Origin of the sequence: Phenylobacterium sp. LH3H17 (genome assembly GCF_024298925.1) — a bacterium.
Taxonomy (GTDB): Bacteria; Pseudomonadota; Alphaproteobacteria; order Caulobacterales; family Caulobacteraceae; genus Phenylobacterium.
The window spans coordinates 941,936-968,112 of record NZ_CP101283.1 but is presented as its reverse complement, the minus strand read 5'-3'; the positions used below and the strand labels follow the sequence as shown (position 1 = coordinate 968,112).

The 26,177-nt window shown below is 69.6% G+C and carries 21 protein-coding genes; 8 read left to right on the top strand and 13 right to left on the bottom strand.

What is annotated here, in order from left to right; all coding sequences use genetic code 11:
• Positions 1-2: 2 nt before the first annotated feature.
• Together M9M90_RS04745 and M9M90_RS04740 are read left to right on the top strand one after the other, a co-directional pair.
• Positions 3-935, top strand: coding sequence for a prephenate/arogenate dehydrogenase family protein (locus M9M90_RS04745; protein WP_254836020.1), 933 nt, complete (start codon positions 3-5; stop codon positions 933-935).
• Positions 936-1,134: 199 nt separating this feature from the next.
• Positions 1,135-2,262, top strand: a complete 1,128-nt coding sequence (locus M9M90_RS04740) for a serine hydrolase (RefSeq protein WP_254836019.1) — start codon at positions 1,135-1,137, stop codon at positions 2,260-2,262.
• Here M9M90_RS04740 and M9M90_RS04735 read toward each other — a convergent pair.
• Positions 2,259-4,283, bottom strand: a complete 2,025-nt coding sequence (locus M9M90_RS04735) for an elongation factor G (protein WP_254836018.1) — start codon at positions 4,281-4,283, stop codon at positions 2,259-2,261. The genes M9M90_RS04740 and M9M90_RS04735 overlap by 4 nt on opposite strands.
• A 170-nt stretch (positions 4,284-4,453) precedes the next feature.
• A complete protein-coding gene (locus M9M90_RS04730; protein WP_254836017.1) occupies positions 4,454-5,764 on the bottom strand; it encodes an NRAMP family divalent metal transporter in 1,311 nt (436 codons plus the stop codon).
• 251 nt (positions 5,765-6,015) lie between these two features.
• Between M9M90_RS04730 and M9M90_RS04725 the strand changes: the two genes are divergently transcribed.
• On the top strand, positions 6,016-6,972 hold the full coding sequence (locus M9M90_RS04725) for a Coq4 family protein (RefSeq protein ID WP_254836016.1): 957 nt from the start codon (positions 6,016-6,018) through the stop codon (positions 6,970-6,972).
• Positions 6,973-7,131: 159 nt separating this feature from the next.
• Here M9M90_RS04725 and M9M90_RS04720 read toward each other — a convergent pair whose 3' ends face one another.
• The 4 genes from M9M90_RS04720 to M9M90_RS04705 all read right to left on the bottom strand — a co-directional run bounded on the left by M9M90_RS04720 (position 7,132) and on the right by M9M90_RS04705 (position 12,401).
• Complete coding sequence (locus tag M9M90_RS04720) at positions 7,132-9,840, bottom strand: ATP-dependent DNA helicase (RefSeq protein WP_371876921.1); 2,709 nt, start codon at positions 9,838-9,840, stop codon at positions 7,132-7,134.
• A 102-nt stretch (positions 9,841-9,942) separates the two neighbouring features.
• Positions 9,943-11,016: a Cj0069 family protein gene (locus M9M90_RS04715; RefSeq protein ID WP_254836014.1), complete on the bottom strand. Its 1,074-nt coding sequence runs from the start codon at positions 11,014-11,016 to the stop codon at positions 9,943-9,945.
• A gap of 120 nt (positions 11,017-11,136) precedes the next feature.
• Positions 11,137-11,880 (bottom strand): DoxX family membrane protein, encoded by a 744-nt coding sequence (locus M9M90_RS04710; protein WP_254836013.1) that lies wholly within the window; start codon positions 11,878-11,880, stop codon positions 11,137-11,139.
• Positions 11,881-11,972: 92 nt separating this feature from the next.
• A complete protein-coding gene (locus M9M90_RS04705; RefSeq protein WP_254836012.1) occupies positions 11,973-12,401 on the bottom strand; it encodes a CBS domain-containing protein in 429 nt (142 codons plus the stop codon).
• Between the two features lie 261 nt (positions 12,402-12,662).
• Here M9M90_RS04705 and M9M90_RS04700 point away from each other — a divergent pair, with 261 nt between their 5' ends.
• On the top strand, positions 12,663-12,965 hold the full coding sequence (locus M9M90_RS04700; protein ID WP_254836011.1) for a DUF1971 domain-containing protein: 303 nt from the start codon (positions 12,663-12,665) through the stop codon (positions 12,963-12,965).
• On the opposite strand, the gene M9M90_RS04695 is transcribed toward M9M90_RS04700, so the two are convergent.
• Complete coding sequence (locus M9M90_RS04695) at positions 12,962-13,405, bottom strand: hypothetical protein (RefSeq protein WP_254836010.1); 444 nt, start codon at positions 13,403-13,405, stop codon at positions 12,962-12,964. The genes M9M90_RS04700 and M9M90_RS04695 overlap by 4 nt on opposite strands.
• Before the next feature lie 29 nt (positions 13,406-13,434).
• Positions 13,435-13,857, bottom strand: a complete 423-nt coding sequence (locus M9M90_RS04690; protein WP_254836009.1) for a GFA family protein — start codon at positions 13,855-13,857, stop codon at positions 13,435-13,437.
• 108 nt (positions 13,858-13,965) lie between these two features.
• Here M9M90_RS04690 and M9M90_RS04685 point away from each other — a divergent pair, with 108 nt between their 5' ends.
• Entirely contained in the window at positions 13,966-16,578 is a 2,613-nt protein-coding gene (locus M9M90_RS04685) for a ligase-associated DNA damage response DEXH box helicase (protein WP_254836008.1), read from the top strand.
• The gene (gene pdeM / locus M9M90_RS04680; RefSeq protein WP_254836007.1) at positions 16,575-17,306 is read left to right on the top strand and encodes a ligase-associated DNA damage response endonuclease PdeM; all 732 of its coding nucleotides are present in this window, start codon (positions 16,575-16,577) and stop codon (positions 17,304-17,306) included. The genes M9M90_RS04685 and pdeM overlap by 4 nt, the downstream gene beginning before the upstream one ends.
• Here pdeM and M9M90_RS04675 read toward each other — a convergent pair.
• From M9M90_RS04675 to M9M90_RS04660, 4 genes are read right to left on the bottom strand one after another with little or no spacing between them, the layout of a single operon-like run.
• Entirely contained in the window at positions 17,303-17,773 is a 471-nt protein-coding gene (locus M9M90_RS04675) for a DUF3429 domain-containing protein (protein ID WP_254836006.1), read from the bottom strand. The genes pdeM and M9M90_RS04675 overlap by 4 nt on opposite strands.
• A gap of 4 nt (positions 17,774-17,777) precedes the next feature.
• Positions 17,778-18,551, bottom strand: coding sequence for a TIGR02186 family protein (locus tag M9M90_RS04670; protein WP_254836005.1), 774 nt, complete (start codon positions 18,549-18,551; stop codon positions 17,778-17,780).
• Positions 18,551-19,471 carry a sulfite exporter TauE/SafE family protein gene (locus M9M90_RS04665; protein WP_254836004.1) on the bottom strand — a complete coding sequence of 307 codons (921 nt, stop codon included), beginning with the start codon at positions 19,469-19,471 and terminating at the stop codon, positions 18,551-18,553. The genes M9M90_RS04670 and M9M90_RS04665 overlap by 1 nt, the downstream gene beginning before the upstream one ends.
• Before the next feature lie 56 nt (positions 19,472-19,527).
• On the bottom strand, positions 19,528-22,680 hold the full coding sequence (locus M9M90_RS04660; RefSeq protein ID WP_254836003.1) for a peptidoglycan-binding protein: 3,153 nt from the start codon (positions 22,678-22,680) through the stop codon (positions 19,528-19,530).
• Between the two features lie 219 nt (positions 22,681-22,899).
• On the opposite strand from M9M90_RS04660, the gene M9M90_RS04655 reads away from it, so the two are divergent.
• Positions 22,900-23,103 (top strand): hypothetical protein, encoded by a 204-nt coding sequence (locus M9M90_RS04655; protein WP_254836002.1) that lies wholly within the window; start codon positions 22,900-22,902, stop codon positions 23,101-23,103.
• Here the strand turns inward: M9M90_RS04655 and M9M90_RS04650 are convergent.
• Positions 23,100-24,764 carry a bifunctional lysylphosphatidylglycerol flippase/synthetase MprF gene (locus tag M9M90_RS04650; RefSeq protein ID WP_254836001.1) on the bottom strand — a complete coding sequence of 555 codons (1,665 nt, stop codon included), beginning with the start codon at positions 24,762-24,764 and terminating at the stop codon, positions 23,100-23,102. The genes M9M90_RS04655 and M9M90_RS04650 overlap by 4 nt on opposite strands.
• A gap of 147 nt (positions 24,765-24,911) precedes the next feature.
• On the opposite strand from M9M90_RS04650, the gene M9M90_RS04645 reads away from it, so the two are divergent.
• Positions 24,912-26,135, top strand: coding sequence for an acyl-CoA dehydrogenase family protein (locus tag M9M90_RS04645; RefSeq protein ID WP_254836000.1), 1,224 nt, complete (start codon positions 24,912-24,914; stop codon positions 26,133-26,135).
• Positions 26,136-26,177: the final 42 nt, after the last annotated feature.

Sequence of the window (26,177 nt, the reverse complement as noted above, 5' to 3'; positions counted from 1 at the left end):
GCGTGGCGGACGTGATCTATCCGAAGATTGCGGTGATCGGCTGCGGCCTGATCGGCTCGTCGGTGATCCGAGCCGCCCGGGAGCGCGGGGTGGTCGACCACGTCGCCGTCGCCGACGCCAGCGCCGCCCACCGCGAGCGCATCGTCGAACTGGGCTTCGCCGACATGGTGACGGGGGACATCGCGCAGGCGGTTACCGACGCTGACCTGGTGATCTTCGCCGTCCCGGTCCTGGCGATGGGGCAGGCCGCCCAGGCCGCCGCCGCCGCGATGAAGCCCGGCGCCACGGCCACCGACGTCGGCTCGGTAAAGGGCTCGGTCGCCGAGGCCCTGGCCGCCGCCCTGCCCGCCAACGTCTTCATCATCCCCGGCCACCCCATCGCCGGCACCGAGCATTCGGGCCCCGACGCGGGCCTGGCCGAGCTGTTCGAGAACCGATGGGTGATCCTGACCCCGCAGCCAAGACAGGACGACGCGTATCTGGAGGCCACCGCCAAGCTCGCCGAGTTCTGGCGGAGCCTGGGCGCCAATGTCGATCAGATGGACGACCGCCACCACGACCTGGTCCTGGCCGTCACCAGCCACCTGCCCCACCTGATCGCCTACAACATCGTCGGCACCGCCGCCGACATGGAGGAGGTCACCCAGGCCGAAGTGATGAAGTACTCCGCCGGCGGCTTCCGCGACTTCACCCGTATCGCGGCCTCCGACCCGACCATGTGGCGCGACGTGTTCGTGGCCAACAAGGACGCGGTGTTGGAGATCCTGGGCCGGTTCACCGAGGACCTGCAGGCCCTGTCGCGCGCCATCCGCTGGGGGGAGGCCGACAAGTTGCATGAGCTCTTTACGCGCACCCGCGAGATCCGCCGCGGCATCATCGCCGCCGGCCAGGAAAGCCCCGAGCCCAACTTCGGTCGCGACCGCGGCAAACACTAACCGACCGACGGTCGGGTGCTTGACGGTCTTCCGCGTTTCCAATACTTAAGCGATCGCTTACGTGAACGCGGGGCGAAGCATGGTCGATTTGAGACCTGACAGGCGGACTGCAATCGTCGGCGTAGCGGCGCTTGGCGGGCTGTGGGGCGGTAAGGCCTTTGCCCGGAGTGACCGTCAACCAAGGGAAGGACGCTCTCGAATGCGCGAAGACCTGGCCAAACACATTTCCAGCGGCGAGGTCACCGGACTGGTCGCGCTGGTCAACCGTCGCGGCGAGACCCAGGTCGAGGCGCTTGGTGCAATGGCGACCGACGGCGCCCCGCCCATGGCCCGCGACACGCTCTTCCGCATCGCCTCGATCACCAAGCCGGTGACCGCCGCGGCGGCCATGGCCCTGGTCGACGACGGCAAGCTGGCCCTCGACGAACCGGTCGACAAATGGTTGCCCGAACTCGCCGGACGCAGGGTGCTGAGGCGCCTGGACGGTCCGCTGGACGACACGGTTCCCGCCCACAGGCCGATCTCGGTCCGCGACCTGTTGACCCTGCGTTTCGGGCTGGGTTTCATCATGGCCCAGGACGCCCCTATCCAGCGGGCCTTCGCCGAACGCGGACTCGCGCCCGGCCCCGATCAGCCGGGCTTCCCCGACGCTGACGCCTATATGGCCGCCTTCGCGGACCTGCCTCTGGCGTATCAGCCGGGCGAGGCCTGGCTCTACCACACCGGCCTGGACGTCCTAGGCGTGCTGGTCGCGCGCGTCTCGGGCCAGTCCCTGGAGGCCCACATGCGCCGGCGCATCTTCGAGCCGCTGGGCATGAAGGACACCGGCTTCAGCGTGCCGGCCGACAAGCTCGACCGCCTGCCGCCCTGCTACACGAACGACGAGAGCGGGCGCACGCTCTACGACGCCGGCGGCGCCAGCAGCCGGTTCAGCCGCCCGCGAGGGTTCCAGGCTGGCGGCAGCGGCTTGGTCTCGACAGCCGACGATGTCGCCGCCTTCGGCCAGATGATGCTGGCCGGGGGCGCGGGGGTGCTCTCGCCAGCCTCGGTCGAGGCCATGACCACCGACCAGCTCACGCCCGTCCAGCGTCAAGCCTCGGAAATGTTCCTGGACGGCGCCGGCTGGGGGTTAGGCATGGCCGTAGCCGCCGCCGACAGCCAAACCGTCCCGGGCGGCTTCGGTTGGGACGGCGGCTACGGGACCTCTTGGCGCTCCGACCCGAAGGCCGGGCTGGTCGGCGTGCTGCTGACTCAACAGCTCTGGACCTCTCCCGAGCCGCCGCGCGTCCTGCGCGACTTCTGGGCCGCGGCCTATAGGGGCGCCTAGGCCGCGGCGCTGCGGCTGACCTCCTCTGCGAGACGGCCCGTGAGCTCGGCCATGTGGTCGAACTCGGCGGTGAAGTCGCCCAGGCCCTGGGTCAGGCCGCGCAGTTCGGCGATCAGTTCCTGGCGCTCATGGCGCGGCAGGCAGACCTCGATCTCGTCCCAGCCGGACCAGCCTTCGCGCGGCGCGAATCCCAGGATCTGGCCACGCCGGGCGGAGATCGCCTGGGTGATCTTCGAGGTGCTGGCGGACGGCGCGTTGATGTGCAGCTTTTCCACCGGCTCCAGCAGGTAGGCCCCGCAAGCGGCCAGGCCCTCGCTCATGGCCAGACGGCCGGCCTGGCGGAAGGCCATCTCGGAGGAGTCGACGCTGTGATAGGAACCGTCGGTCAGCACCACCTCCACGTCGGTCACGGGGAAGCCCAGCGGCCCCTTCTGCATGGCGTCGCGGACCCCTTGCTCGACAGCCGGGATCCACTGCTTGGGCACCACCCCGCCGGTGATCCTCTGGGAGAAGGCGAAGCCGGAGCCGCGCGGCAGCGGCTTGATCTCGATGACCACGTCGCCGAACTGGCCGTGGCCGCCGGTCTGCTTCTTGTGCCGGCCGCGCTGGGTGACGCCTTTGCGGATGGACTCCCGGTAGGAGATCTTGGGCGGGCTGGTGGCCGCCTCGACATTGAACCGCCGGCGCAGGCGATCCAGGGTCACCTGCACATGGGCCTCGCCCTGGCCGAAGATCAGGGTCTCCTGGGTCTCCGGATCGAGCACCACGCGGAGGGTCGGGTCCTCTTCGGCGAGCTTGGTGAGCGCGGCCGACATCCGCACGTCGTCCTTGCGGTCCTTGGCCGCCACCGCCATCGCATAAAGGTGGAGCGGCTCACGGAAGTTGAGCTGCGGCGTGCGCGCCTTACCGTCGAAGGACAGCACCTGGCCGGCCCGGGCGGCCTCGATCTTGGCGATGGCGACGACGTCGCCGGCCCCCGCGTGATCGACCTTCCTGGTCGCGCCGCCGCTGACGATGAACAGGCCCCCCGCCCGGCTGCGTTCGCCGTTCGAGGCGGTCAGCTCGTCGCCGTCCTTCAAAGCCCCGCCGAGGATGCGAGCGTAGGAGAGCTTGCCCGCCTGACCGGCGTAGGAGGTCTTGAAGACATAGGCGCAGGGACCGTCCAGCCCCAGCCGCGCGGCGGCCTGGGAGACCTCGGGGGTCTCGTGGCGCAGGGCCTTCAGCAGCCGGCGCACCCCGAATCCGTTGGACGCCGAGCCGAAGAACACCGGCACGATCTGGCCCTGGTTCATCTCGGCCACCAGGTCGGCGAAGACCAGGTCGCGGCTGGGGGTCAGGTCGGAGAGAAGCTGCTCCATCAGGGCGTCGTCATAGTCGGCCATCTGTTCCAGCATGTGGAACCGGGCATCGGCCTCCAGTTCGGCCACGTCCTGCGGCAGGTCGACGATCTGCGAGGGCTGGCCGGGCCGGTAGATGTAGGCGCGCTCCAGCGCCAGATCGACGAAGCCTGTCACATGCTCCTTGTCGATCAGGGGAATCTGGCGGGCCACCACGGGCGCGGCGCTCGCCGGCGCCAGGGCGGCCATGAATTCGTCGAGGGGGCCTCGGGCCTGGTCGATCTTGTTGACGAACACGGCGCGGGGGACGCCCAGGCGCTCAAGTTCCTTGAAGATCGGCTGCAGTAGGGCCGCGCGGCCCGGATGCGGGTCGGCCACCACCACCACCAGATCGACGGCGGGGAGGACTAGGTCTTCTGCGGCGGCGAACTCCGTCGAGCCGGGACAATCGACCACCGCGTAGCGGTCGCCCATGAACTCGAAGCCCGCCAGGTTCAGCTCCACCGACTGGCCGCGCGCTCGCGCCTCGGGGGTCGCATCGCCGACGCTCGAAGCGCCGACTTCGCCCTGACGGGCGATGGCGCCGCTCGCAAACAGCATGGCTTCGAGAAGAGTTGTCTTGCCGGCTCCGGCCGCTCCCACAAGAGCGATGGTGCGTACCGAGCCAGGATCACGCTTACCCATGATCTGTCCTCCGTGAACGGGGCGTCCGCACGGAAGCCGACGCCTCCAGGGCCGATGCAACGCCCGCTTCGGAGCCGATGCAAGGCGCCTAAACGTGAAGGCGAGTTGGCGGAACGGTTAGAAGCGCTCCTCCACGGCCCTCCCGTCCGCGGGAGCGCGCCTCGGGTCGGCTACCACAACACGAACATCGCCACCGCGGCGGCCGCCATGATAGCCGTCGCCAGCCAGCCGAAGATGCGCTGCCCCAGTGTGGCTATGAACGGCCCCATCTCGTGGCGGCGAGACGCCACCACCATCATTGCCGCCATGATCGGCACGGCGATGACACCGTTCAGCACCGCGCTCCAGAACAAGGCCTTGATCGGATCCAGGGGCGAATAGTCCACGGCGAGGCCGAGGACCGTGGCGAGCCCGATCACGCTGTAGAAACCCACGGCCTCGCGCGCCGGATGCTCAAGTCCAATCTTCCACCCCTGAGATTCGCTGATCGCGTAGGCCGCCGACCCGGCCAGGATGGGCACCGCCAGCAGGCCCGTGCCGATGATGCCCAGGCTGAACAGCAGGAAGGCGAGCGTCCCCGCGATGGGCTTCAGGGCCTCGGCGGCCTGGGCGGAAGTCTCGATGTCGGTCACGCCGGCCGCGTTTAGCGTGACCGCTGTTGTCAGCATGATGAAGAAGGCGATCAGGTGCGCGAAGCCCATGCCGACATAGGTGTCCCAGCGGATGCGGCTGAGCTGCTCTGGGGCCTGTTCTGGATGCGACAACAGCGGACCAGTGGTTGGGTCTGCCTCCTCATCCTCCACCTCTTCGGAGGCCTGCCAGAAGAACAGGTAGGGGCTGATGGTCGTGCCGAAGATGGCCACAACCATTGTGACGGTCGCTCCTGTAAACGCCAATTGCGGAAGCACAGTGCGAAGAGCGACCTCGCTCCAGTCGATCTGCACGGTGAAGACCACGCCGACATATGCGAACAGCGCGAGCGTCAGCCATTTCAAATAGCGGACATAGCGGTGATAGGGGACGAGGATCTGCAACAGCAGAGAGAGCGCCGCGAAGAGCACCGTGAACGTGTGCTGGCCCCAGCCCAGCACGAGCTCCGCCGCCGCGCCCATCGCCGCAAGGTCGGCGCCGATGTTCACGACGTTGGCGATGAACAGCAAGCCGACAAGGACCGTGACGATTGGACGGGGGAACACGCGGCCCAGATTCGCGGCGAGCCCACGGCCGGTCACCCGGCCGATCCGGGCGCTGATCATCTGGATTGCCGATAGCAGCGGATAGCTGAAGGGCACGGTCCAGAGCATCTGCAGACCCATCTGGGCGCCGGCCTGGGAGTAGGTGGCGATGCCGCCTGGATCGTCGTCCGCCGCGCCTGTGATCAGGCCCGGCCCAAGCCGGTGGAAGAGCGCGGCCCGCCGAATACGGTGCACGTTGGGATGTAGCGAAGGAGGTCGAACGAAGTGATCGGTGGCCGGTGGCATGTCGACCTCTGGACGCTCGTTCATCTTGGACGCCTCCGCCGCAGCTCCACTTCATACACATGACGCGCGAGACGCCTCAACGCCTTGGCGATGAATCCTCAGGGTGGATAGCCCGACGAAAATGCCTCCAGGCCGACTATCAGCGCCGCGGGCGAACCCCAGCCGCTCACGTCCAGTTGGACGAGCAACTTGATTTACTCCCGGGAATTATGGGCTCTCTCCTCGAGAGAGAGTTCGTCAGGGAGGCGGCCATGATCGACCCGCAGGCGCGAGAGCGCTTCGAGGAGCAGGCCGTAAAGGGCGGCGACGGCGCCGAGGCGCAGCGCCTTGCGATCACGCTGAAGGCCGGCGAAGGCCCGGCCGGCCTGCAACTCGCCGCCCTGTGGACGCATGTCGCCGCCGTGGCGCCGGAACGCCTGGCCGCGGTCTATGACGGCGCGGCCGAGGGCTGGCTGGGCTGGCAGCCCCGCGCCCTCATTGTCGAGGCGCCGGCCGGGACCGATGCGCCGCCCCCGGCGTTCTGGGACGAGTTCTGGGGCCTGGCCCTGGAACCTCCAACGGGCCAGGACGCGCTCGAGGTCACCGCGCGGACGGCCGCCCTGGCGGGCCAGCTGGCGCCGGCGTTCAAGCTGCGGGTCGCCGCCATGGCGAGCGCCTATCCGGGCGTGACCCAGGCCGCGTCGGCGGGCTATCCCAGCAAGTTCAGCCTGGAGCGCCTGGCGCTATGCCCGAAGGAGTCGCTCGGCGGAGCGTTCCACTCGCTGATCGTCGACAACGGCTTCGACCTGGAGGTGCTGGACCGTGAGGCGCTGAACCTCGCCGACCTGCCGGCCCCGCTCGACTATCTGAATGCCCGGATCCTGCAGTGCCATGACCTCTGGCACCTGCTGGCCGGTTACCGCACCACCGCCCTGCATGAGGTGGCCATCTCGGCCTTCCAGATGGCCCAGTTCGGGCACCACTATTCCTCGATGTTCCTGGCCATGGTCCTGACCAAGACCGCCACGACCCAGCCGGCGGCCCTGCCCCTGTTTCTCGACACCATCCTCACCGCCTGGGTCCACGGCCGCGAGACACCGCCGCTGATCGGGCTGGATTGGGAGGCCATCTGGAACCGGCCGCTGGACGTGCTGCGCAGGGAGCTCGGCGTCACAGCCTATAGCTCGCCCTACCCCGCCGACCTGTTCGAGCAGCTCCGCGCGGCCTAGGCGCGGAGCCAGGTCCTCCCCTCTTGGGGGAGGTGGCGCGTCGCCCTCTTCGGCGACGTGACGGAGGGGGTTGAAGCCCAATGAAGAGAGTCAAAGTCCCCCTCAGTCGGCTTCGCCGACAGCTCCCCCAAAAGGGGAGCAACTAGGTGGCGATCGATCCTAGCTCTCCGGCGTCCCCAGGAACTCGGTGATCGCCTCGATGGTCTCGACCAGGCCGAGCCGGTCCACGCGGACCCCCTCCGGCAGGCCGGTGAACAGCCGGCTTGGCGACGAGGCGTCCAGCATCACGAACACCCCCTTGTCGTCGGCGCGGCGGATCAGGCGGCCGAAGGCCTGGCTGATGCGGTTGCGGGCGACGCTGTCGTCATAGGTCTTGCCGCCGAACCGCACCCTACGGGCCTTGTGCAGGATGTCGGGCCTGGGCCAGGGCACCCGGTCGAAGACCAGCAGGCGCAGGGAGCGGCCCGGTACGTCGACGCCGTCCCGCACGGCGTCAGTGCCCAGCAGGCACGAGTCCTGCTCGGCGCGGAAGATGTCGACCAGGGCGCCGACTTCCAACGGATCCACGTGCTGGGCGTAGAGGGCCAGGCCCTTGTCGGCCAGCGGCGCGGCGATACGCTCATGCACCGCGCGCAGGCGGCGGATGGCGGTGAACAGGCCCACGCCCCCTCCACCGGCGGCCAGGAAAAGTTCGCGCATGGCCGCGGCCACCTGGCGAGGGTCATCGCGGCCGACATCGGTGACCACATAGGCCCGGCTGTTGGCGGCATAGTCGAAGGGCGAGGCGAGCTTGAGCGTCTTGGGCCGGTCAGGCAGGCGCGCGGCGCCGGTGCGCATCTCAGCGAGCGCGAAGGGGTCGTCCAGGGCCGAGTCCGACAGGGTGGCGCTGGTCACCAAGACCCCGTGGGCCGGGGCGATGACAGCATTTGTCAGCGGTTCGGTTGGGTCGACCCAGTGGCGGCGGCTGGCGGCGTCCACCACCCGGCCATAGAGGAAGGTGGCGTCGAACCAGTCGACGAAGTCGGGGTCGTCGTCGCTGTTCTCATCGATGGCCTGCAGCATGGAGCGCCAGGCCGGCAGGGTCATTCGGCAGCGGCGGTCCAGGCCGCGCAGGGCGCCCTCGATGCGGCCCCGATCGCTGGTGACGATCTGGGCCGCCTCCTCATCCAGAAGGTCCTCCAGGTGGCGGGCCAGCGCCAGCAGAGGCGCCTCAATCTTGGCCAGGGCCACGGCGGCGTCGCGAGCGGTGACGCGCACCAGGTCCAGCGCCGGGCGCGCCGCGCACTCCATGCCGATCTCCGAGGCCGCTGAGCGGGCGCGAAGCTGCTCGATCATCGCCACCAGGAAGGACTCGATCGGCCCGATGGGATTGACCTCGCCATTGGGCGGGGCGATGCGGCCCGACCAGCCCTCGCCCGGCAGGGCGGCGGCGGCGTTCAGAGCGTCGGTAAGCGCCCGGCGCGCGTCCTCCCGGTCGCCCAGCATGTCCATCAACCGCGCCTCGAGCCCCCGGCCACGGCGGCCGCGCCCCTCCGGCCCGCGGATCCAGCGGCGCATCTCGGCGGACTCTGCGCCGGAGAGCGCCGCCGAAAAGGCCGCGTCGGCGGCGTCGAAGAGGTGGTGGCCCTCGTCGAAGACGATGCGCTTGAGTTGGGTGGTCTCGCCGTCGGCCTTGGAGCCCCGCGCCGCGCGGGCCCCGTCGAAGGCCGCCTGGGTCAGGACCAGGGCGTGGTTGGCGATCACCAGGTCGGCCTTGCGTGAGCCACGGATCGCCTTCTCGACGAAGCAGGTGCGGTAGTGGGAGCAGCCGGCGTGGATGCACTCGCCGCGACGGTCCACCAGGTTTGCGGCGCTGGCTTGGGCGGCCGGGGGCACGGCGAACAGGGTCGGCAGCCAGGCTGGGAAGTCGCCGCCGGTCATGTCGCCGTCGCGGGTGGCGCGCGCCCAGCGGGCGGCCAGGCCCATGCCGATCAGGTCGGCCCCGCCCATCTGGGCGGTATTGGCCACGTCCTGGAAGTTCAGCAGGCAGAGATAGTTCTCGCGGCCCTTGCGGACCACGGCCTTCTTGGCTCGGATCTTGGGGTCCGGGTAGATGGCGTGGCTCTCGCGTTCGATCTGCCGCTGCAGGGCGCGGGTATAGGTCGAGACCCAGACCGCGGGCCCGTTGGCCTCGGCCCAGAGCGAGGCCGGCGCCAGGTAGCCGAGGGTCTTGCCGATGCCGGTGCCCGCCTCGGCGAGCATCATGCGCGGCTCGCCCTCCCGCTCGCGAGGCTGGAAGGCGAAGGCGGCCTCGGCGGCGAACTCCGACTGGGCCGGCCGCGCCTCGTCCAGGCCCGCGCGCTGCAGCAGCTCGGCCAGACGGGCGGAGGACTGCTCCGGGGTGAAGGGTTTGGAGGTGGCCTCGCCGGGCGGGGCGGAATCCTCCCACTCGGTGATCCGGCTCCAGACGTCGAGGCCGGAGGTGCGGAACTGGTTGCCCACTGGGGCGGAACGCAGGGCCGCGACCACAGCCGGACCCCAGGCCCAGCCGGCCCGCGCCAGGGTCTCGGCGACGGCCAGGGCCTCCTCGCGGCTGGGCTCCGGCGAGGCGGCGAGTTCGGCCAGCAGCAGGCGGCAGGCCTCCAGAAGGGCGCCGGCCTGGGCCGCCGCCCCCTTGGGCTCCGGCAGGCCCAGCGCCAGGGCCAGCCCGGCCGCCGAAGGCGCGCAGAACCTTGCAGGTCGGGTGAAGGCGAATAGCTCCAGGGCGTCGAACAGGCCGGGCGAGCGGCCCGGCGCGTGCAGGCCCAGCCGCTTGGCGGTCATGGAGGCGTGGGCCACCAGCACCGGTCCGTGTTCGAAGAGGTCGCGGGCCTCCGGCGCCCGGATCATCTCGGCCCGCGTGGCGTCGGCCGCCGCGGCGCGCGGGCCGGGCAGCACCACAAGAGCGGGGGCCAGGTCGAGACTCGGGGAGAGAGCGTTCACCCGGCAGGATTAGCCGGTTTGGGCGGAGGTGTCAGCGGCCCGTTCTGGTTTTGATCCCACATGTCGCTCCAGCCTTCGCGCCATGGTCCTGGCCAGTTCTTCCGGCGCCTCGTCGGGGATGGGGAACACCGAGCTGACATTTATCTCGCACAGCACATAGGTGTCCTCGCCGCTCGGGTCCTTCGGCCCGTAGAGGAAATCGGCGTCCCAGATCACCGGCAGGGCGTCGATCTCCAGCAACCGGGCCATGGCGGGCGTCCAGTCGCCCTCCATCTTGGCGCGCAAGGCCTGGAACGGCGGATGGTCGGGGCCCGACATGATGCGCGGCCCCGGGGGACCGGCGTCGGCGGACATCAGGCCGCGGATGATCTGGCGTCCGAAGCCGACCACCCGGTCCTCTGACATGTAGCAGCGGATCATCCCTTCCGGCAGGCGAGGCTGGAAGGCCTGGTCGATCAGCTTCCCGCCCCCTTCGAAATAGGCCCGACATTCGTGAAGGAAGGCGCGGAGCGGCAAAACGCGAGGCTCGGCCTCGCCCCGCGCCTCCTGCACCCGGACCATCCCGGCGTCGAGGGCGTCGACCCTCCAAACCCCGATGCCGCCGTTGCCGCGGTTCTGCTTCAGAACCCGTGGACCGCAGGCCTCCAACCGGCCGGGAAACTCGGCCTCGAAGGCGGTGCGGGTCGCGTAGAGGTGGGTGTCGGCGCCCCAACCCAGCTCACGGGTCGCGTACAGCACCTCCTTGACCCCCATCTTGAGGATGACGTCGGGATGGGTGCTGACGACGACGCCTGCGGCGGCGACCGCGCGGAGGATCTCGTCCAGCACCTCGCGCCGTTTGCCGGCCGAGATCGGATCGACCCAGACCAGGACGCCGTCCATCCTCTGAAGTTGCGCCTGGACCTCCCCGGCCAGTTCCTCGGAAAAGACGCAGGGTTCCGCGGCCACGCCTTGGCGGGCAAGGGCCTCGAATACCGCCTTCTGGCGGCTGGTCTCGGGCGAGGCGTCGCGCCGGGCCTGGGCGTCGCCGCGCCAGACGATCGCCACCTTGGGGATCACATTGGGGGAATGGGCATTCGCCATCTCACACGCTCCCGCCCGGCGCGGAGCCGGGCTTTCAGGAGCGGGTCTTGGACGGCGAGCCGTCTGCCCGGGCGCCCGCATCGGCCCGGAACTTTCAGGATAGTCGCTCTGTGGCCCTGTTCAAGCTCTCCCGCGGTTGGCGATGGTGTCCGCCACGGTCCAGGCCGCCCCGGTCAGGCCGAGGGCGATGGCGACCATGGTCCATTCCAGACGACTGGCTGGATCGGCCAAGACCCGGGGCGCATGCAGCAGGACCACGAAGCCTGCGAACATCACGCTGAGCAGCCGCGCGGCGAGCTTGGCGTGGACGCCGGAGAGGATCGCGAGGCCCGCCGCCAGGTGACACGCCCCCGTGACATAGGCCCAGAACAGCTGGTTCGGCGGAATCCAGGCCGGCGCCATCGAGGCCGTGAAGTCGGCATAGGCGAAGTGGGCCAGGCCGAACACCAGGGGACACAGGCCGAAGATCAGTTGTCCGGCGCGAGAAAGACCCGCCGCGCGCGGGTGAGTTGAGAGCGAGGCGAAGCCGGCCACGCCCGCCGCGGCAAGCGCCGAGATCTCGGCCACGCCGTTCCATGCGCCGATATTGCTGGGATGACCGGCCACGCGCGGGGCGTGCAGCAGGAGCACCCAGGCCAGGTACATGATCGCCAGGGCCGCTGCGCCGAACGCCGCCGAACGGCGTGCCTGAACCGCCGCCCCGGCCAGAAGCAGGGCGGCGGCGCTGAGATAGGCCAGCGGCAGGCGCAGGGGGATGTCCTTGGGAACGGGCTGCCACTGCATAGCGAAGTCGGCCCATACGAGCCCGACGATCCCGAGGAGAATGGCTCCCAGGCCATAGACGCGAACGCCGAATTTTCCCATGGCCTGCCCCAAGACGCCGCGCATGACGCGAGGGGGCAAGCTTCAGGACGATTGCGGTGCGATCGTGGCCGTTACTCAATCATTACCAAGACTTAGTGGGTGGCCTCCGGGGCCGGCTCGCTGATCTCCTCGAGGGTCTTGCCGACCTGCTTGGCGCCGTAGTCCAGGGCAATGTCGCCCAGGGACAGGATGCCGACCAGCTTGCCCTTGTCGCCGGTGACCACCAGGCGGCGGATCTGGTGGCTGGCCATCTGGGCCGCGGCGTCGGCGACATTGTCGTCTTCGCTGCACGACTGGACGTCGGGGGTCATCACCTCGGAAACCGGCGTGTCGAGGTCGCCCCCGGCGGCGATCACCCGCAGGACGATGTCCCGGTCGGTGACCAGGCCGACCACCCGGTCTTCCTCGACCACCGGCACTGCGCCGGAATCGACATTGGCCATCACGCCGGCGACCTTGCGCACCGTGTCGGTGGGGCGGGCGGTGGCGACCTGAGCGGTCATGACATCGGCGACTTTCATGGGGCGTCCTCTACGGTTGGAGAGCCCCTTAAACCCCCCGCCGCGGGTCTCGTTCCGGCGACCGCCGCCCGGCGTCGCGGCGATGTGGTCGGGAACAGGCGCATCCGCGGCGAATTGCTCTATGAGTCGTTACCCGCCGATGCCGCCGTCCCGAGACGGTCTGCATCGCCGAGACCTTCAAGTTCGACTTGCATCTCCACCGCGCGCCGACGTCCGGGGTCCACCGGATCGACGGGCGGCGTCCCGAAAGGATTGCGTAGAATGAAAGCCAGCTCCGCCCCCGAGCCCTATCGCTCCACCCCGGTGTTCGACGAGGCCACCCTGCCGGCCGCCCTGCGTCGCGCCCATCGCACCAAGCCCGGCGTCTGGGGGGTCATCCGTGTGCTGCAAGGTGAATTGAAGCTCTGCTTCACCGAGCCGCCGGAGACAAGGCTGCTGTCGCCAGGTTCGGACGGCGTGCTGGAGCCGGATCAGTCCCACTTCGTGGAGACCGAGGGGCCCATGCGGATGCAGATCGACTTCTACACCCAGGCGCCGCAGCTCGCTGCGTCGGAAGAGGCTTAGTACCGCGGGATCGGCTTGCAGATGGTGACGTCACGGTCGTCGACGCAGGCCATGCCGCGGTCCCGACGGCCGCGGCTGTCCCGAAACAGCAGCACGCGTGGCGGGCTGGTCTTGGCCGTTTGGGCGGCCGGACGCTCCGGCGCCGCATAGGGCGCCTTGGGCGCGGCGGCGATGACCGCGGCCTCGGGACGGCAGCGCGCGCCATCGTACATCTTGCCCGCCGGGCATTCGCCGACCGGGGTCGGTCGCGAACTCTGCTGCAGGGTTCGGCCCGTGGCTCGCGCCCGGCCGTCGTCGCCACGGCACCACAGTTCCAGGGTGGCCGGCGCATCTGGCATTGAGACCCAGTGACAGTTGGGCGGGGTGTCGACCTGCGCCGCCGCGCCGCCTCCAATCGAAGCCACCAGGGTCAGGGCCGCTAGTCCCAGCGCGTACCGCATCGCCGCCTCCATTCCGTCGCTCCGAAATCCTACTCCGGAATCGCCTCGCCGGAACCACCGAACTCGGCTGGGAAGTCCTTCAGCTTCGGAAGGCCGTCCTTCATCGGCAACACCGTCTCGGCGTAGTTCACATGCACGCCGGGCTTGAAATCCAGACCCGGCAGGGTGGCGGCGAAGACGTCGATCAGGCTGAGCGGCGGATGGTTGGTCATCAAATGCCCGCCGCACTTGGAACAGTACTGGCGCTGGCTGAGATCGGTCTTCGAATAGGTCGCCACATATTCAGCGCCTGAGGTCACCCGCACCGCCTCTGGCTTCCACAGGCTGAAGGCGTTCACTGGCCCGCCGGACCAGGAGCGGCACGATCGGCAATGGCAGTAGCCCATCGCTTCGGGCTCGCCCGTCGCCTCGATCTTCACCGCGCCGCAAAAGCACTCGCCCGTCTGGGTCATGGCCCGTCTCTCCATGTCATCTGTTGATGTACTCTACCTCTGGGCGGCTCGGACGCCATTGGGTAGTGTTGAGGTGAAACGTAACGGGAACATGCTATAGGCGACGGGATGGCTGACGCAGCGGCGCCCCCGCCGGACCTCCTGCCCGAACGTTTCGCCGCCTGGTTCGAGAACCGGGGCTGGAGCCCGCGCGCCCATCAGCTCGACATGGTGGCCAAGGCGCGGGAGGGCCGCGACGCCCTGCTGATCGCCCCAACCGGGGGCGGCAAGACCCTGGCCGGCTTCCTGCCCAGCCTGATCGAGCTTTCCGAACGCCCGCCGCCCAACACGCCCCAGGGCATCCACACCCTCTATATCTCGCCGCTGAAAGCCCTGGCCGTCGACGTCGAGCGCAATCTGATGGCGCCGATCCTCCAGATGGGCCTGCCCATCATCGCCGAGAGCCGTACCGGCGACACGGGCCAGGCGCGCAAGCAGCGCCAGCGGGTCAAGGCGCCCGACATCCTGCTGACCACCCCCGAACAGCTCGCCCTGTTCTGCGCCTGGGAGGGGGCCCGGCTCTATTTCGAGAACCTGAAATGCGTGATCGTCGACGAGATCCACGCCATCCACGCCAGCAAACGCGGCGACCTGCTGGCGCTGGACCTGGCGCGGCTGCAGGTGTTCGCACCAGGCCTGCGCCGCGTGGGCCTGTCGGCCACGGTGGACGATCCCGACGTCATCCGCAGATGGCTGGCCTGCGCGCCGCCCGAGGGGCAGCAAGATCCTCCCCCTCTGGGGGAGGGGGACCGCGAAGCGGTGGAGGGGGTTGAAGCCCCCAAAAGGAAGTCAAAGTCCCCCTCAGTCAGCTTCGCTGACAGCTCCCCCGGAGGGGGAGCATCTGGGAGCCGTCCCGAAGACACCATCGACCTGGTACGCGGCCCGCCTGGCGCAGCGCCCATCGTAGACATGCTGCTGTCGGAGGGTCGGGTGCCCTGGGCGGGCCACACCGCCCAGCACGCCATGGAGGAGGTCTACGAAACCATCAAGGGCGCCAGGACCGCCCTGGTCTTCGTCAACACCCGCTTCCAGGCCGAGTTCGCCTTCCAGGAGCTGTGGCGGCTGAACGACGACAATCTTCCCATCGCCCTGCACCACGGCTCGCTGGCCGCCGAGCAGCGGCGCAAGGTCGAGGCGGCTATGGCGCGCGGCGAGCTGAAGGCGGTGGTCTGCACCTCCACCCTCGACCTCGGCATTGACTGGGGCGACGTCGACCTGGTGATCCAGCTCGCCTCGCCGAAGGGCGCCAGCCGCATGGTGCAACGGATCGGCCGGGCCAACCACCGGCTGGACGAGCCGTCGCGCGCCCTGTTCGTACCGGCCAACCGCTTCGAGATGCTGGAATGCCAGGCCGCCCGCGAGGCCATCGCCGAAAACCGCTTCGACGGCGACCCCGCCCGGGTCGGCGCCCTCGACGTCCTGGCCCAGCACGTCATGGGCTGCGCCTGCTCCGAGCCCTTCGACCTGCTCGCCCTCTATGACGAGGTCTGTCGCGCTGGCCCCTACCGCGACCTGCAGTGGGAGGACTTCGAGCAGGTCGTCGACTTCGTCTCCACCGGCGGCTATGCGCTGAAGACCTATGATCGGTTCCGACGGATCGTGAAGGGTCAGGACGGTCTTTGGCGCGTCCGCAATCCCCAGACCGCCCAGCGCCATCGCCTGAATGTCGGGGCCATCCTCTCGCCGGCCATGCTCGCCGTGCGGATCGCCATGGGCGGCAAGGCTCTGCGCGGCGGCCGCAAGATCGGCGAGGTCGAGGAGGGCATGCTGGAGATGCTGGATCCCGGCGACACCTTCGTCTTCGCCGGCCAGGTCTGGTCGCTGGTGGCGGTGACCGGCCTGGACGTGCTGGTGCGGCCTGCCACGCACAAGGACCCGAAGATGCCCTCCTGGGGCGGCTCTAAGTTCGCGCTCTCGACCTTCCTGGCTAAGCGGGTGCGGGAGCTGATGTTCGACCAGGAGCACTGGAAGGTGCTGCCGGCCGACGTCCGCGAGTGGCTGGAGATTCAGCGAGACCGCTCCCTGATCCCCAAGGATGAGGAGATGCTGCTGGAGACCTTCCCGCGCGGGAAGCGCCAATTCCTGGTGGTCTATCCGTTCGAGGGCCGCCTGGCCCACACAACCCTGGCCATGCTGCTGACCCGGCGGCTGGAGCGGCTGGGCGCCGAGCCGCTGGGCTTCGTCTGCAACGACTATGCGATGGCCGTCTGGGCGCAGCAGCCGCTGGACGGACTCGATTTCGACGAACTCTTCGACCAGGACATGCTGGGTGACGACCTGGAATCCTGGCTCGCCGAGAGCTTCATGATGAAGCGCGCCTTCAAGGGGTGTGCGATCATCTCCGGGCTCATCGAGCGGCGATTCCCGGGCGAGGAGAAAACCGGACGCCAGATTACCTTCTCAACGGACCTGATCTACGACGTGCTCCGCCGCCACCAGCCCGACCACCTGCTGCTCCGCTGCGCGCGGGACGACGCCGCCACCGGCCTGATCGACGTGGCGCGCCTGGGCCTGATGCTGGCGCGGATCAAGGGCAAGATCCGCCACGCCGCCCTCGACCATTTGTCACCCTTCTCGGTGCCGATCCTGCTGGAGATCGGCAAGGAACGTTCCCCCGGCCAGATCGGCGAACGCATCCTGGCCGAGGCCGAGGGCGACCTGATCGCCGAGGCCCTGGCATGAGCGCGCTCGCCCAACCCCGCCAGCCCTACGCCTTCGGGGCCAGCCCCTGCGGCGGCCTGCGCACCACCCTGCTCGGCGTCGACGTGATCCTGCGCGCCAGCGGGGCGCTGTGGATCGAGCAGACCCGCATGCTGGTGGTGGCCGACCTGCACCTGGAGAAGGGCTCCTCCTTCGCCATGCGCGGCCAGATGCTGCCGCCTTACGACACCCGCGACACCCTGACCCGCCTGGCCGCCGAAGTCGGCGCCGCGGCGCCGCAGGTGGTCGTCTTGCTGGGCGACACCTTCCATGACCGCACCTCCGAGGCGCGACTGGCGGAAGACGACGCCCAGCGCCTGCGCGACCTGGCCGGACTGACCCGCCTCATCTGGGTGATCGGCAACCACGACGCCGACGGCCCCCAGGCCCTGCCCGGCGAGGTGGCCGATGAGCTGACGGTGGCGGGTCTCACTCTGAGGCACGAACCCCAGGGCGGCTTGCAGCCCGGCGAGGTCGCGGGCCATCTGCATCCCTGCGCCCGGGTGGTGGCCTCCCGCGGCAGCGTGCGGCGGCGGTGTTTCGTCACCGATGGGGAGCGGATGGTGGTCCCGGCCTTCGGCGCCTATGCCGGCGGTCTCAGCGTCCGCGACCAGGCCTTCACGGGCTTCTTCTCGCGCGACCCGCTCTGCGGCGCCTTGGGCGCGGACCGGGTCCACGCGGTCGGCTGGCGCTCCGTGGCCGGGGACTAGAGCGTCAGCGCCTGTTCCAGGGCCACGGCCAGGGAGAGGCCCGCGCCCAGGGTCAGCACCGTCATCAGCTTCGGATAGCGGGCCGGCACGTCCGGGGCGGTGTGGTCGAACAGCCATTGCAGGATGAAGGCGACCAGGAAGCCGCACAGCAGCCAGGGCGTGTCGATCGCCCCGCGCGTGAACAGCAACGCCCAGCCGGCGATGGGCGAGATCAGCGAATGGACCAGCCGCGTCCAGCGTGGCTCGGTCCGCGCGCTCTCCAGGCCCCAGCGGATGCCGCCCAGGAAGCCCATGACCACCGCCGACCAGGTCAGGATCACGGTCAGGGCGGGCCCCGCGACGTCCGCCGGGCCGTAGGCGTAGGCCAGGGCCGAGACCGGGAACGGGACCATGCAGAGCAGGGCGATGATCCAGAGCGGAAGCGGCGCGGCGGCCGGTTCGAGCTCGACGTCGGCGCGAATGTCCAAGCGGTCAGTTCCTCCGGAAAGCGACCGAGGCGGCCCAGCCGGCCGCCAAGGCGATGACGACCGAAACCAGGCCGTACGACCATGGCCTCTCGTGCGCGAAAAGGTAAAGGGCCCGCTCGAGGCCGACCTTCTCCACCGTCAGGCCGCGCAGGCGCCGCGAGACGGGCTGGCCGTTCTGGAAGAGGATGATCTCGGCGGTGTAGACCCCGATCGGGGCGGCGGTCGGCAGGTCGATCTCGGCCTTGAACAGACCCCGGTCGACGAAGGTGACGCCCCGGTCGTCGGCGGCGTAGAGGCCAGCGTTCTGCTTGAGCCGCACCACGGCCCGACGCCAGTCGAGATAGTCGGCGCCCAGGCGGCTGACCACCACGTCGCGGACCCCGTAGCGGGTCTCCACCCGCTGTTCGAAGGGGGCGTTGATGGCCAGGTGGTCGATCCCCGCCCCCAGCCGACGAAGGGGCCCGAAGCCGGCGATCTGGTCCAGCGGCCGGGTCGACGCGGTCATGTAGAAGCCCGGCGCGCCCTCGAACACCACCGGGCGGGAATTGACCCAGATCCCGGCCACCTTGGTCTTGCGCGCGATCCGCAGAGGCGCGTCGGGGCCGCGGACGATCACCACCACGTCGCTGGGCCGGGCGGCCGGATCGAACACCGCCCCATAGAGAACGATGCGCGCGCCGCGGAAGCTGGATGTGACCTTGACGCTGGTGGTGGTCAAGGCCGCCGAGACGGCGGCCGGCGCGAGAGACGGAGATGGCGGTGGAAGGGCGTCGATCATCAGCCGCTCCCCGCCATGAGGACGAAGGGCTCATCGGGGGTGAAGAATAGGCCGAGCCCCATGCGCAGGCCCACCGCCAGGACGATGATGGCCAGCAGGGCGCGCAGCTCTTCGGCCCGGAAGCGCGACGAGGCCCGCGCGCCCACCTGGGCGCCCAGCACGCCGCCGATCAGCAGGAGGGTCGCCAGCACCACGTCCACCGTCTGGTTGCGGCCGGCCTGCAGCACGCTGGTCAGCGAGGTGGTGATGATGATCTGGAACAGGCTGGTGCCGACCACCACACCGGCCGGCATGCGCAGCACATAGACCATGGCCGGGATCAGGATGAAGCCGCCGCCCACCCCCATGATCGCCGACAACACACCCACGAAGACCCCCAGAAGGACCGGGGGGATGACGCTGATATAGAGCCGCGAGCGCGGGAAGCGCATCTTCAGGGGCAGGCCGTAGAGCCAGGGCGGGCGGCGGTCCCGGCGGGGGCCGGCGCCTCCGCCGCGGCGGCGGCGCAGGATCGAACCCAGCGACTCCCACAGCATCAGGGCGCCGATGACGCCCAGGAAGACCAGGTAGGACAGCGACACCACCAGGTCGGCCTGGCCCAGCAGCCGCAGCCAGCGGAACACTTCGACGCCCAGGAAGGAGCCCACGGCCCCGCCTGCGGCCAGCACCCCGCCCATGCGGAAGTCGACCGCCTTTCGGCGGGTGTAGGAGATGACGCTGGAGGTCGAGGAGGCGGCCACGTGGTTGGCCTCGCTGGCCACCGCCACGGCGGGCGGGATGCCCAGGAAGACCAGCACCGGGGTCATCAGGAAGCCGCCGCCGATGCCGAAAAGGCCCGAGATGAACCCCACCGACGCGCCGAGCGCCACCAGCAGGGGGGCGTTCACCGAAACTTCGGCTATGGGCAGGTAAAGGTCCAAACAGTCACGCCTTCGCGCGGAGTTGGTTGCGGCCCGTCCGCCTTACGCGGCCAGGATCACCGCGTGAAGACCTGCAGACGCGAGACAGTGGCCGGGTCGAGGGCGCCGGTAGGCGGAAGGGTCTCGTAGCGCTGGTAGGCCACGATCGCCATCTTGAGCGCCGGCGAGGGGACGCCGTCGACCGGGCCTTCGTAATAGCCGAGCTTAGACAGGGCGCGCTGGGCGGTGGCCACGGTCGGCGCCGGGGCCATGATCGAGGCCGTCCCCAGCGACGGGTTCGGCGTGGTCGGGCGATAGCTGCGCGCGGCAGTCTCGGCGATGCTGCGCGCCTCGCCCGACAGGCCGGAGCGGACCCGGGCCGCGCTCTTCAGCGCGCCCTCGTCGCCGGCCTTGGCGGCGATCAGGTACCACTTGTAGGCCTCGGCGGCGTTCTGGCTGACGCCCAGGCCCTGCTCGTAGAGGGCGCCCAGATTGAACTGGCTGTCGACCAGACCGAGGTCGGCCGCGCGGCGGAACCACTGGGCCGCGGTGGTGGAGTTCTTCGGCCCACCGTCCCCGTTGATGAAGGCGATGCCCAGATTGTGCATGGCGTGGCGGTTGCCGCCCTGGGCCGCGCGTTCGGTCCAGCGGCGCGCCTCGGCCGGATCGGCCTTCAGGCCCGCCTCACCCTTCTCATAGAGCTTGGCGAGATAGAACTGGGCCGGCGAATGGCCAAGATTGGCCGCCTTGCGCAGGCTTTCGAGCCCGCCAGCCTGCTTGGTCTCGATGGCGCTGACCGCATCGGCGTAGAGCGTGGCCAGTTCGGCGCTGACCTCGGGCGTGGCCGGCAGGGCGGTGATCGACGTCGGCGCCAGGGCGACCGCGGCCCGGCTGTCCGGGAACGGAGTGGTGTCGGCCTCGGCGCCGGCGATCTCGCCGCCTTGGCTCTTCATGGTCGCCAGGGCGTCGGCCACGCGCTGGGGCGGCTCGCCGCCCGGCTGGCCGTCCATCACGATGATGCCGGCCGCACCCAGGCTGAGGAAGGCCGCGCCGCCGGCCACCAGCAGAGCGCTATGCAGGGCCGAGCCGGCTGCCCGCTTGGGCGGGCGGGCGCCAAAGCCGGAGAACAGCGACTTGCCCGCTGGCTTCGCGGCCTTGTCCGGCTTGGTGAGCTTGTCGGACGGCTTGAGGAACTTCTCGAGCCGGCCCTTGGCTTTCTTGGCGTCGCCGGTGCTCGCCGCCGCGCGGGCCGCGGCGCGGGCCTGTTCGATGACTTCGCGGGTGGACAGCGGCCGGGACGGTTCCTCTTCCGGGGCGGCATCCGGCTCCTGGTCGAGAGCCTGGAGGGGCGGTTCGTCGAGGGCTTCGTCCTCCAGCTCCGGAAAGTCGTGCTGGGTGGCGTCGAGGTCGATCTCCTCGGCGGCCGAAGCGGCTGGCGCGGTGTCGAACACGAGTTGCTCGGGCTCGGCCTCGATCGCCGGCGCCTCAGGCTGTCGGGCCTCGACCTCCTCGAAGGGGGACGCGACCTCCTCGGAGACCGTCTCGATGGGGGCGAAGCCGTCGGCGGCCTCGAAGTCGGCGGCGTCGAAGGCCGGCCGTTCGGGCTCGCTGGGGAACGGGGCGGCGGGCTCGATACGAGCCTCGGGCGGCGCGCCCGGCGCGGCGAAGGCCTGCAGGGCCAGGGGGTCGGCGGCCGGCTCGGCCGGACCGAAGTCCGCGAAGGGATCGGCGTCGAACGGCGAAGGCGGCTCGGCGGCGCGCGGCGGCGTGGCGGCGGCCACCTGTTCGGCCAGTCGGCGTTGGGACTCGGCCAGGCTGCGGTCGATCTTCTCGCGGGCCTCATCCAGCAGGCGCGCCGTGCGCTCCTCGCTGAGGCGGATGCGCTCGGACAGGTCCTCGGAGCTTCGCTCGTGGCGCTGCTGGATCCGCTCGCTCACGCGGGCGACCTGCTCGCCGACATCGTCGATGGCCTGGGCCGCGCGGCGCTCGGAGCTGCCGATCCGCTCGGCCAGCCGTTCGGTGATCTTGCCGATCTCCAAGCCGAGCCGCTCCAGGGCCTCGGCGTGGACGCCCTCGCTGCGGCCCAGCCGGGTCTCCATGGCCTGGGCGATGCGGGCGACCTCGCCCCCGACCTGGTCGATGGCGTCGGCGCTGCGTTGTTCCGTGGCCTGGACCCGCCGGTTCAGCGTGTCGGCCATGGTCAGGACTTCGCGGCCCATCTTCTCGATGGCCTGGCCAGAGGTCGCCTCGGCCTTGCGGACGGTCTCGGCCATCTCGCCGAGCTTGGTCTCCATGCGGTCGAAGCGGCCGTCGGCGGCGGCCTGCAGTTTCTGGGCGATCTCGCCGCGAACCTGCTCCACGCGCTGTGACAGGGTGGTCGAGAGGGCGGTCAGCCGTTCCTCGATCGCCGGGCTCGCGCCGTTCTCAACGGTCTCGACCCGGGTGTCCAGGTTGGCGAAGGCCTTGCCGAGGTCGATCAGGGCCTCGGCCGTGCGCGTCTCGGCGTCGCTCAGCCGAGCGTCGACCCGGGAGGCGACCTCCTCGATCAGGCTGGCCGGGTCGCCCCAGCCGCTGCTCGAGAGCTCCTCGATCCGCTGTTCCATGACCTCGAGGGTCTCGCGGGTGCGGCCCTCGCCTTCATAGAGGTGGGTCGCGACCTTGCCCAAGGCGGCTTCCAGGGAGCGCAGGGCCTCGGCCGAGCGGGGCCCCGAGGCCTCCAGCTCGATCCGCCGCAGGCGTTCGGCCAGGCGCGCCTGCTCGCCGCGGGCTTCCTGCACGGCGCCCTCGAAGCGGGCGGCGACGGCGATGTTCTCACGTTCGGCGACTTCCAGGCGCACCAGGGCTTCGCGAACCGCGAGCTCGGTGGCGGTCGGCGCCGGGTCGATCCGGGGGTGGCCCCCGCCCTGGTCGAGCTTGCCCGACAGGCGGTCCAGCGCCATACCGATGCGGCCGATCTCGTCGGCGGGATGCTGAGGGGCTTCGAAGCGGCTGGGCGGCGTCCGCGGCGCGGGCTCGGCCGCTCTCGGTGTCTCTATATAGCCCCGCTCGGGGCGCTGGCTGAAATAGGCCTGGGAGGTGATTTCCTCGGGGCCCTCGTCCTCGACATCCTCGAGGATCATGCGATTGAGCCACTCACCGAGCGTCATTCCGGAGCGACGGGCCAGGTCCTTTGCGACCTCCCGTGCCTTGGGATCGATCCCCTTGACGCTCCAAGGCGTCGCCGACGTCATCGAATCGTTCTCCCCGCCTAACCCTGACGCTAACTACCGATCCTTGGGGTGTAAACGCGTCGCGGCCACTATATGTAGCGTACGGTGCGATTGCCTGTGGACGACGGCAGAAGGTCGCGGGCCTGGGGGAATCCAAGCCGCCTTGGGTTAAGATGTCATTAAGGGTTTAGGCTTGGTTCATCTTTGCCGGAACTTCGCGGCTGCGCTACGCGGTCGCAGATGACCTTGACCCTCTCAGTGGCGCTCGGCGCCGCCCTCTTGGCCTTGGCCGCCTTCGCCGGGTGGCGCGGCGCCCGGCCGCCGAACTTCGCCAAGGGCCCCCGCCTGGCGCCCTGGCGTTTCATCATGGTCACCGCCGCGGCGCTCGCCCTGTTCCTGCTGGTTCACATCGTCAACCTGCTCGGGGTGACGACGGGCCGCTAGGCCGCCGCGGCCTGGACCTCTTCCCGCCTCGGGCGTTTGGCGAGGCTGGCCATGCCGCCGGAGGTGAGCAGCCCCATGTCGGCCAGGATCAGCGGGATCGCCCACTTGTTGGGGGCGGCGATGTAGCGAGGCCGCCAGACCGGGTCGTACTTGCCCTTGTATGAACGAACGCCCTGGAAGTTGTAGATGTCCTCGCCCCGCTCGAAGATCAGCGCGCCAACCCGCGACAGCACCGGGGCCAGCGGCCGATCGTCCAGGCCCGACAGGGGCGCCATGCCGAAATCGACGGCCTGGTAGCCCTGCTCGCGGCCCCACTCGATCAGCTCGACGAACAGATAGTCCATGATCCGCTTAGGGCCGTCATCGACGTAGCGCATCAGGTCCATGGAGAACGAGGTCTTGCCGGCGGTCACCCACAGGGTGGCGAAAGCGACGATCCGCCCCTCGAAGCGCACGATCCCCACCGGGAACTCCGCAACGTAGTTCGGATAGAAGCCGCCCATGGAGAAGCACTTGTCGCCGCCGGCATGGTGGACCAGCCAGGCGTCGGAGATCGCCTGCAGCTGCGGCATGATCTCCCAGACGCCCTGAGGCGGCACGACCTCGAAACTGGCCCCCGCCTCGCAGGCCTGACGCCAGGCGCGCCGCAGGTTGCCGCGCTTGGTGCCCTCGATGGTGAAGCTGTCCAGGGCGACGGCCGCGGACTCGCCGACCTTGGAGATCGAGAAGCCTAGTTCGACGATGTCGGGCAGGTCCTCGGCGTCCAGGCCGTAGAAGCCCGGGCGGGCGGCATGAGCGTCGGCCAGTTCGCGGAAACGCCAGAACAGCTCCATGCGCTCGTCGGAGCGTCCGACCGGCGCGCCCAGCGCGATCCAGGAACGGCCGCGCGCGCCGAACATGAGGAAGCTCTCGCCCGTGGCGGAGAAGATGAAGCGCTTGTCCCCCAGCAGGGCCAGATTCGCGCCGGGTTCGGCCTCCTCCGCCTTGGCCAGGATAGCGCGCACCCGGGCGAGCTCGGGGTCGGATTCTCCCACCACCTTGGGCGTGGCCGCCGAGGCGATCAGCCGCCAGATCCCGAAGGCGAACAGCAACACTGCCGCCCCCGCCCAGGCCCGCGCCGCGCGTGCAGCGTCCGCGTCGGCCATCACCTTCCAGAACGGCATGTCGCCATAGTCGGCGTGTTGGAACGACCAGAGGCCCAGCAGGCCGGCGCCCGCCACCACGGCGAAGGCCGAGAACAGCCAGCCCGGCGTCACCTCCATGCTGGAGAGCCGCGCCTTGCGTGGGAAAGCGCCATGCAGGGGTATCAGGATTACCGCCATCACCGCCAAGGTCGCGGCTTCCTCCCAGGCGAAGGCCTTGAGCAGGGCCAGCGGGGCGGCGATCAGCAGGGCGGCCACCGCCGCGGCCCAGGCCGCGTCCAGCCGCGCCTTCAGGCCGAAGGCCAGCAGGACGAGCATCAGGCCGACGATGCTGGAGAGGAAGTGGCTGACCTCGATCAGGACCACCGGGGTGACCTTGTAGAGCGCCACAAAGCGGTCAGGGATCGAGGGCGTGGCCCCGGAGGCCAGGAGCATGACCCCGGCGGTCAGGCTGAGCGCCGCCGCCGTGATCGGGGCCGCGGCGTAGGCCGTCGGCTTCAGTTCCTGCCAAAATCGCATACGCCCGCCACAGATCGCCTCGGTCGCGCGAACCTATAGCGCGATTTGTCCAAGGCGCAGCCCGAAGCAATGTCAAACAACTGTTTCGTCTCCCTTGCTCCCGCCGGTCCCGACGCTAATGTGGCCGGGAAAATCCAGGAGGGTCCCATGGCCGATTTCGGCGCCGGCGAACTTGACGCATTCCGCGCCGAAGTCCGCGAATGGCTGGAAGCCAACTATCCGGCCGAGCTGCGCGACCCCAACGCCAACACGGACCCGGAGGCCGTCTGGGGCGGTCGCGCCTTCGCCGGCTCTTCCGATCCCCAACGCCTGTGGATGACCCGCATGGCGCAGAAGGGCTGGACGGCGCCGGCCTGGCCGGCGGCCTATGGCGGCGGCGGCCTCGATCCTGCCCGGGCCCGCGTGCTGGACCAGGAGATGTCCGCCGGACGCTACCGGCCCCCGCTGGCCTCCTTCGGCGTCTGGATGCTGGGGCCCGTCTTGCTGGAATACGCGACCGAAGAACAGAAAAACGAGCACCTTCCGAAGATCATCAACGGCGATGTCCGCTGGTGCCAGGGCTACTCCGAGCCAGGCGCGGGTTCCGATCTCGCCTCACTGGCAACCCGCTGCGAGGACAAGGGTGACCACTGGCTAATCAATGGCCAGAAGATTTGGACGTCGTACGCCAACAAGGCGGACTGGTGTTTCTGCCTGGTTCGGACCGATACGACCAAGAAGCACGAAGGCATTTCCTTCGTGCTGATCGACATGGCCACGCCCGGCGTCGAGACGCGGCCGATCCAGCTGATCTCCGGCGAGAGCCCATTCTGCGAGACCTTCTTCACCGACGTTAAGATCCCCAAGAACCACCTGGTAGGGAAGGTCAACGGCGGCTGGGAGATCGCCAAGCGCCTCCTTCAATATGAACGCCAGAACATCTCGGGCGGCTTCGGCAGCGGCGGCGGGGCCGGCGGCTCGGCGGGGGACCTCGGCCAGATCGCCAAGACCTATCTTGGCCAGGACGCCGGCGGCGCGGTGGCCGACCGCGACCTGCGGATGCGGATCACCAGGAACAAGATGGATTTCGACTGCCTCTACAAGACGATCGCGCGCACGGCGGCCGAGGCGCGGGCCTCCAACGGTCCGTCGGCCGCGACCTCCATCATCAAATACGCGGCGGCCACCTTCGCCCAGGAACGCTCGGAGCTCATGGTGGAGACCCTGGGCCACCAGGGCCTGGGCTGGGAGGGCGAGAGCTTCAGCCCCGCCGAGCTCGTCGCCACCCACGGCTGGCTGCGCTCGAAGGGCAATTCCATCGAGGGCGGCACCTCCGAGGTGAACATCAACGTGGTGTCCAAGCGGGTTCTGGGCCTGCCCGATCCGAAGTAGGTTTCCCGGCGACGTCCTATTTCGGGCGGCGGCGGACTTTTC

Bases quoted from the DNA above. Each gene is read 5' to 3' on its own strand.
- M9M90_RS04740 (WP_254836019.1), top strand. From the start codon at position 1,135: ATGCGCGAAGACCTGGCCAAACACATTTCCAGCGGCGAGGTCACCGGA.
- M9M90_RS04735 (WP_254836018.1), bottom strand. From the start codon at position 4,283: ATGGGTAAGCGTGATCCTGGCTCGGTACGCACCATCGCTCTTGTGGGA.
- M9M90_RS04730 (WP_254836017.1), bottom strand. From the start codon at position 5,764: ATGCCACCGGCCACCGATCACTTCGTTCGACCTCCTTCGCTACATCCC.
- M9M90_RS04725 (WP_254836016.1), top strand. From the start codon at position 6,016: ATGATCGACCCGCAGGCGCGAGAGCGCTTCGAGGAGCAGGCCGTAAAG.
- M9M90_RS04720 (WP_371876921.1), bottom strand. From the start codon at position 9,840: ATGATCCGGGCGCCGGAGGCCCGCGACCTCTTCGAACACGGACCGGTG.
- M9M90_RS04715 (WP_254836014.1), bottom strand. From the start codon at position 11,016: ATGGCGAATGCCCATTCCCCCAATGTGATCCCCAAGGTGGCGATCGTC.
- M9M90_RS04710 (WP_254836013.1), bottom strand. From the start codon at position 11,880: ATGGGAAAATTCGGCGTTCGCGTCTATGGCCTGGGAGCCATTCTCCTC.
- M9M90_RS04705 (WP_254836012.1), bottom strand. From the start codon at position 12,401: ATGAAAGTCGCCGATGTCATGACCGCTCAGGTCGCCACCGCCCGCCCC.
- M9M90_RS04700 (WP_254836011.1), top strand. From the start codon at position 12,663: ATGAAAGCCAGCTCCGCCCCCGAGCCCTATCGCTCCACCCCGGTGTTC.
- M9M90_RS04695 (WP_254836010.1), bottom strand. From the start codon at position 13,405: ATGCGGTACGCGCTGGGACTAGCGGCCCTGACCCTGGTGGCTTCGATT.
- M9M90_RS04690 (WP_254836009.1), bottom strand. From the start codon at position 13,857: ATGACCCAGACGGGCGAGTGCTTTTGCGGCGCGGTGAAGATCGAGGCG.
- M9M90_RS04685 (WP_254836008.1), top strand. From the start codon at position 13,966: ATGGCTGACGCAGCGGCGCCCCCGCCGGACCTCCTGCCCGAACGTTTC.
- pdeM (WP_254836007.1), top strand. From the start codon at position 16,575: ATGAGCGCGCTCGCCCAACCCCGCCAGCCCTACGCCTTCGGGGCCAGC.
- M9M90_RS04670 (WP_254836005.1), bottom strand. From the start codon at position 18,551: ATGATCGACGCCCTTCCACCGCCATCTCCGTCTCTCGCGCCGGCCGCC.
- M9M90_RS04660 (WP_254836003.1), bottom strand. From the start codon at position 22,680: ATGACGTCGGCGACGCCTTGGAGCGTCAAGGGGATCGATCCCAAGGCA.
- M9M90_RS04655 (WP_254836002.1), top strand. From the start codon at position 22,900: ATGACCTTGACCCTCTCAGTGGCGCTCGGCGCCGCCCTCTTGGCCTTG.
- M9M90_RS04650 (WP_254836001.1), bottom strand. From the start codon at position 24,764: ATGCGATTTTGGCAGGAACTGAAGCCGACGGCCTACGCCGCGGCCCCG.
- M9M90_RS04645 (WP_254836000.1), top strand. From the start codon at position 24,912: ATGGCCGATTTCGGCGCCGGCGAACTTGACGCATTCCGCGCCGAAGTC.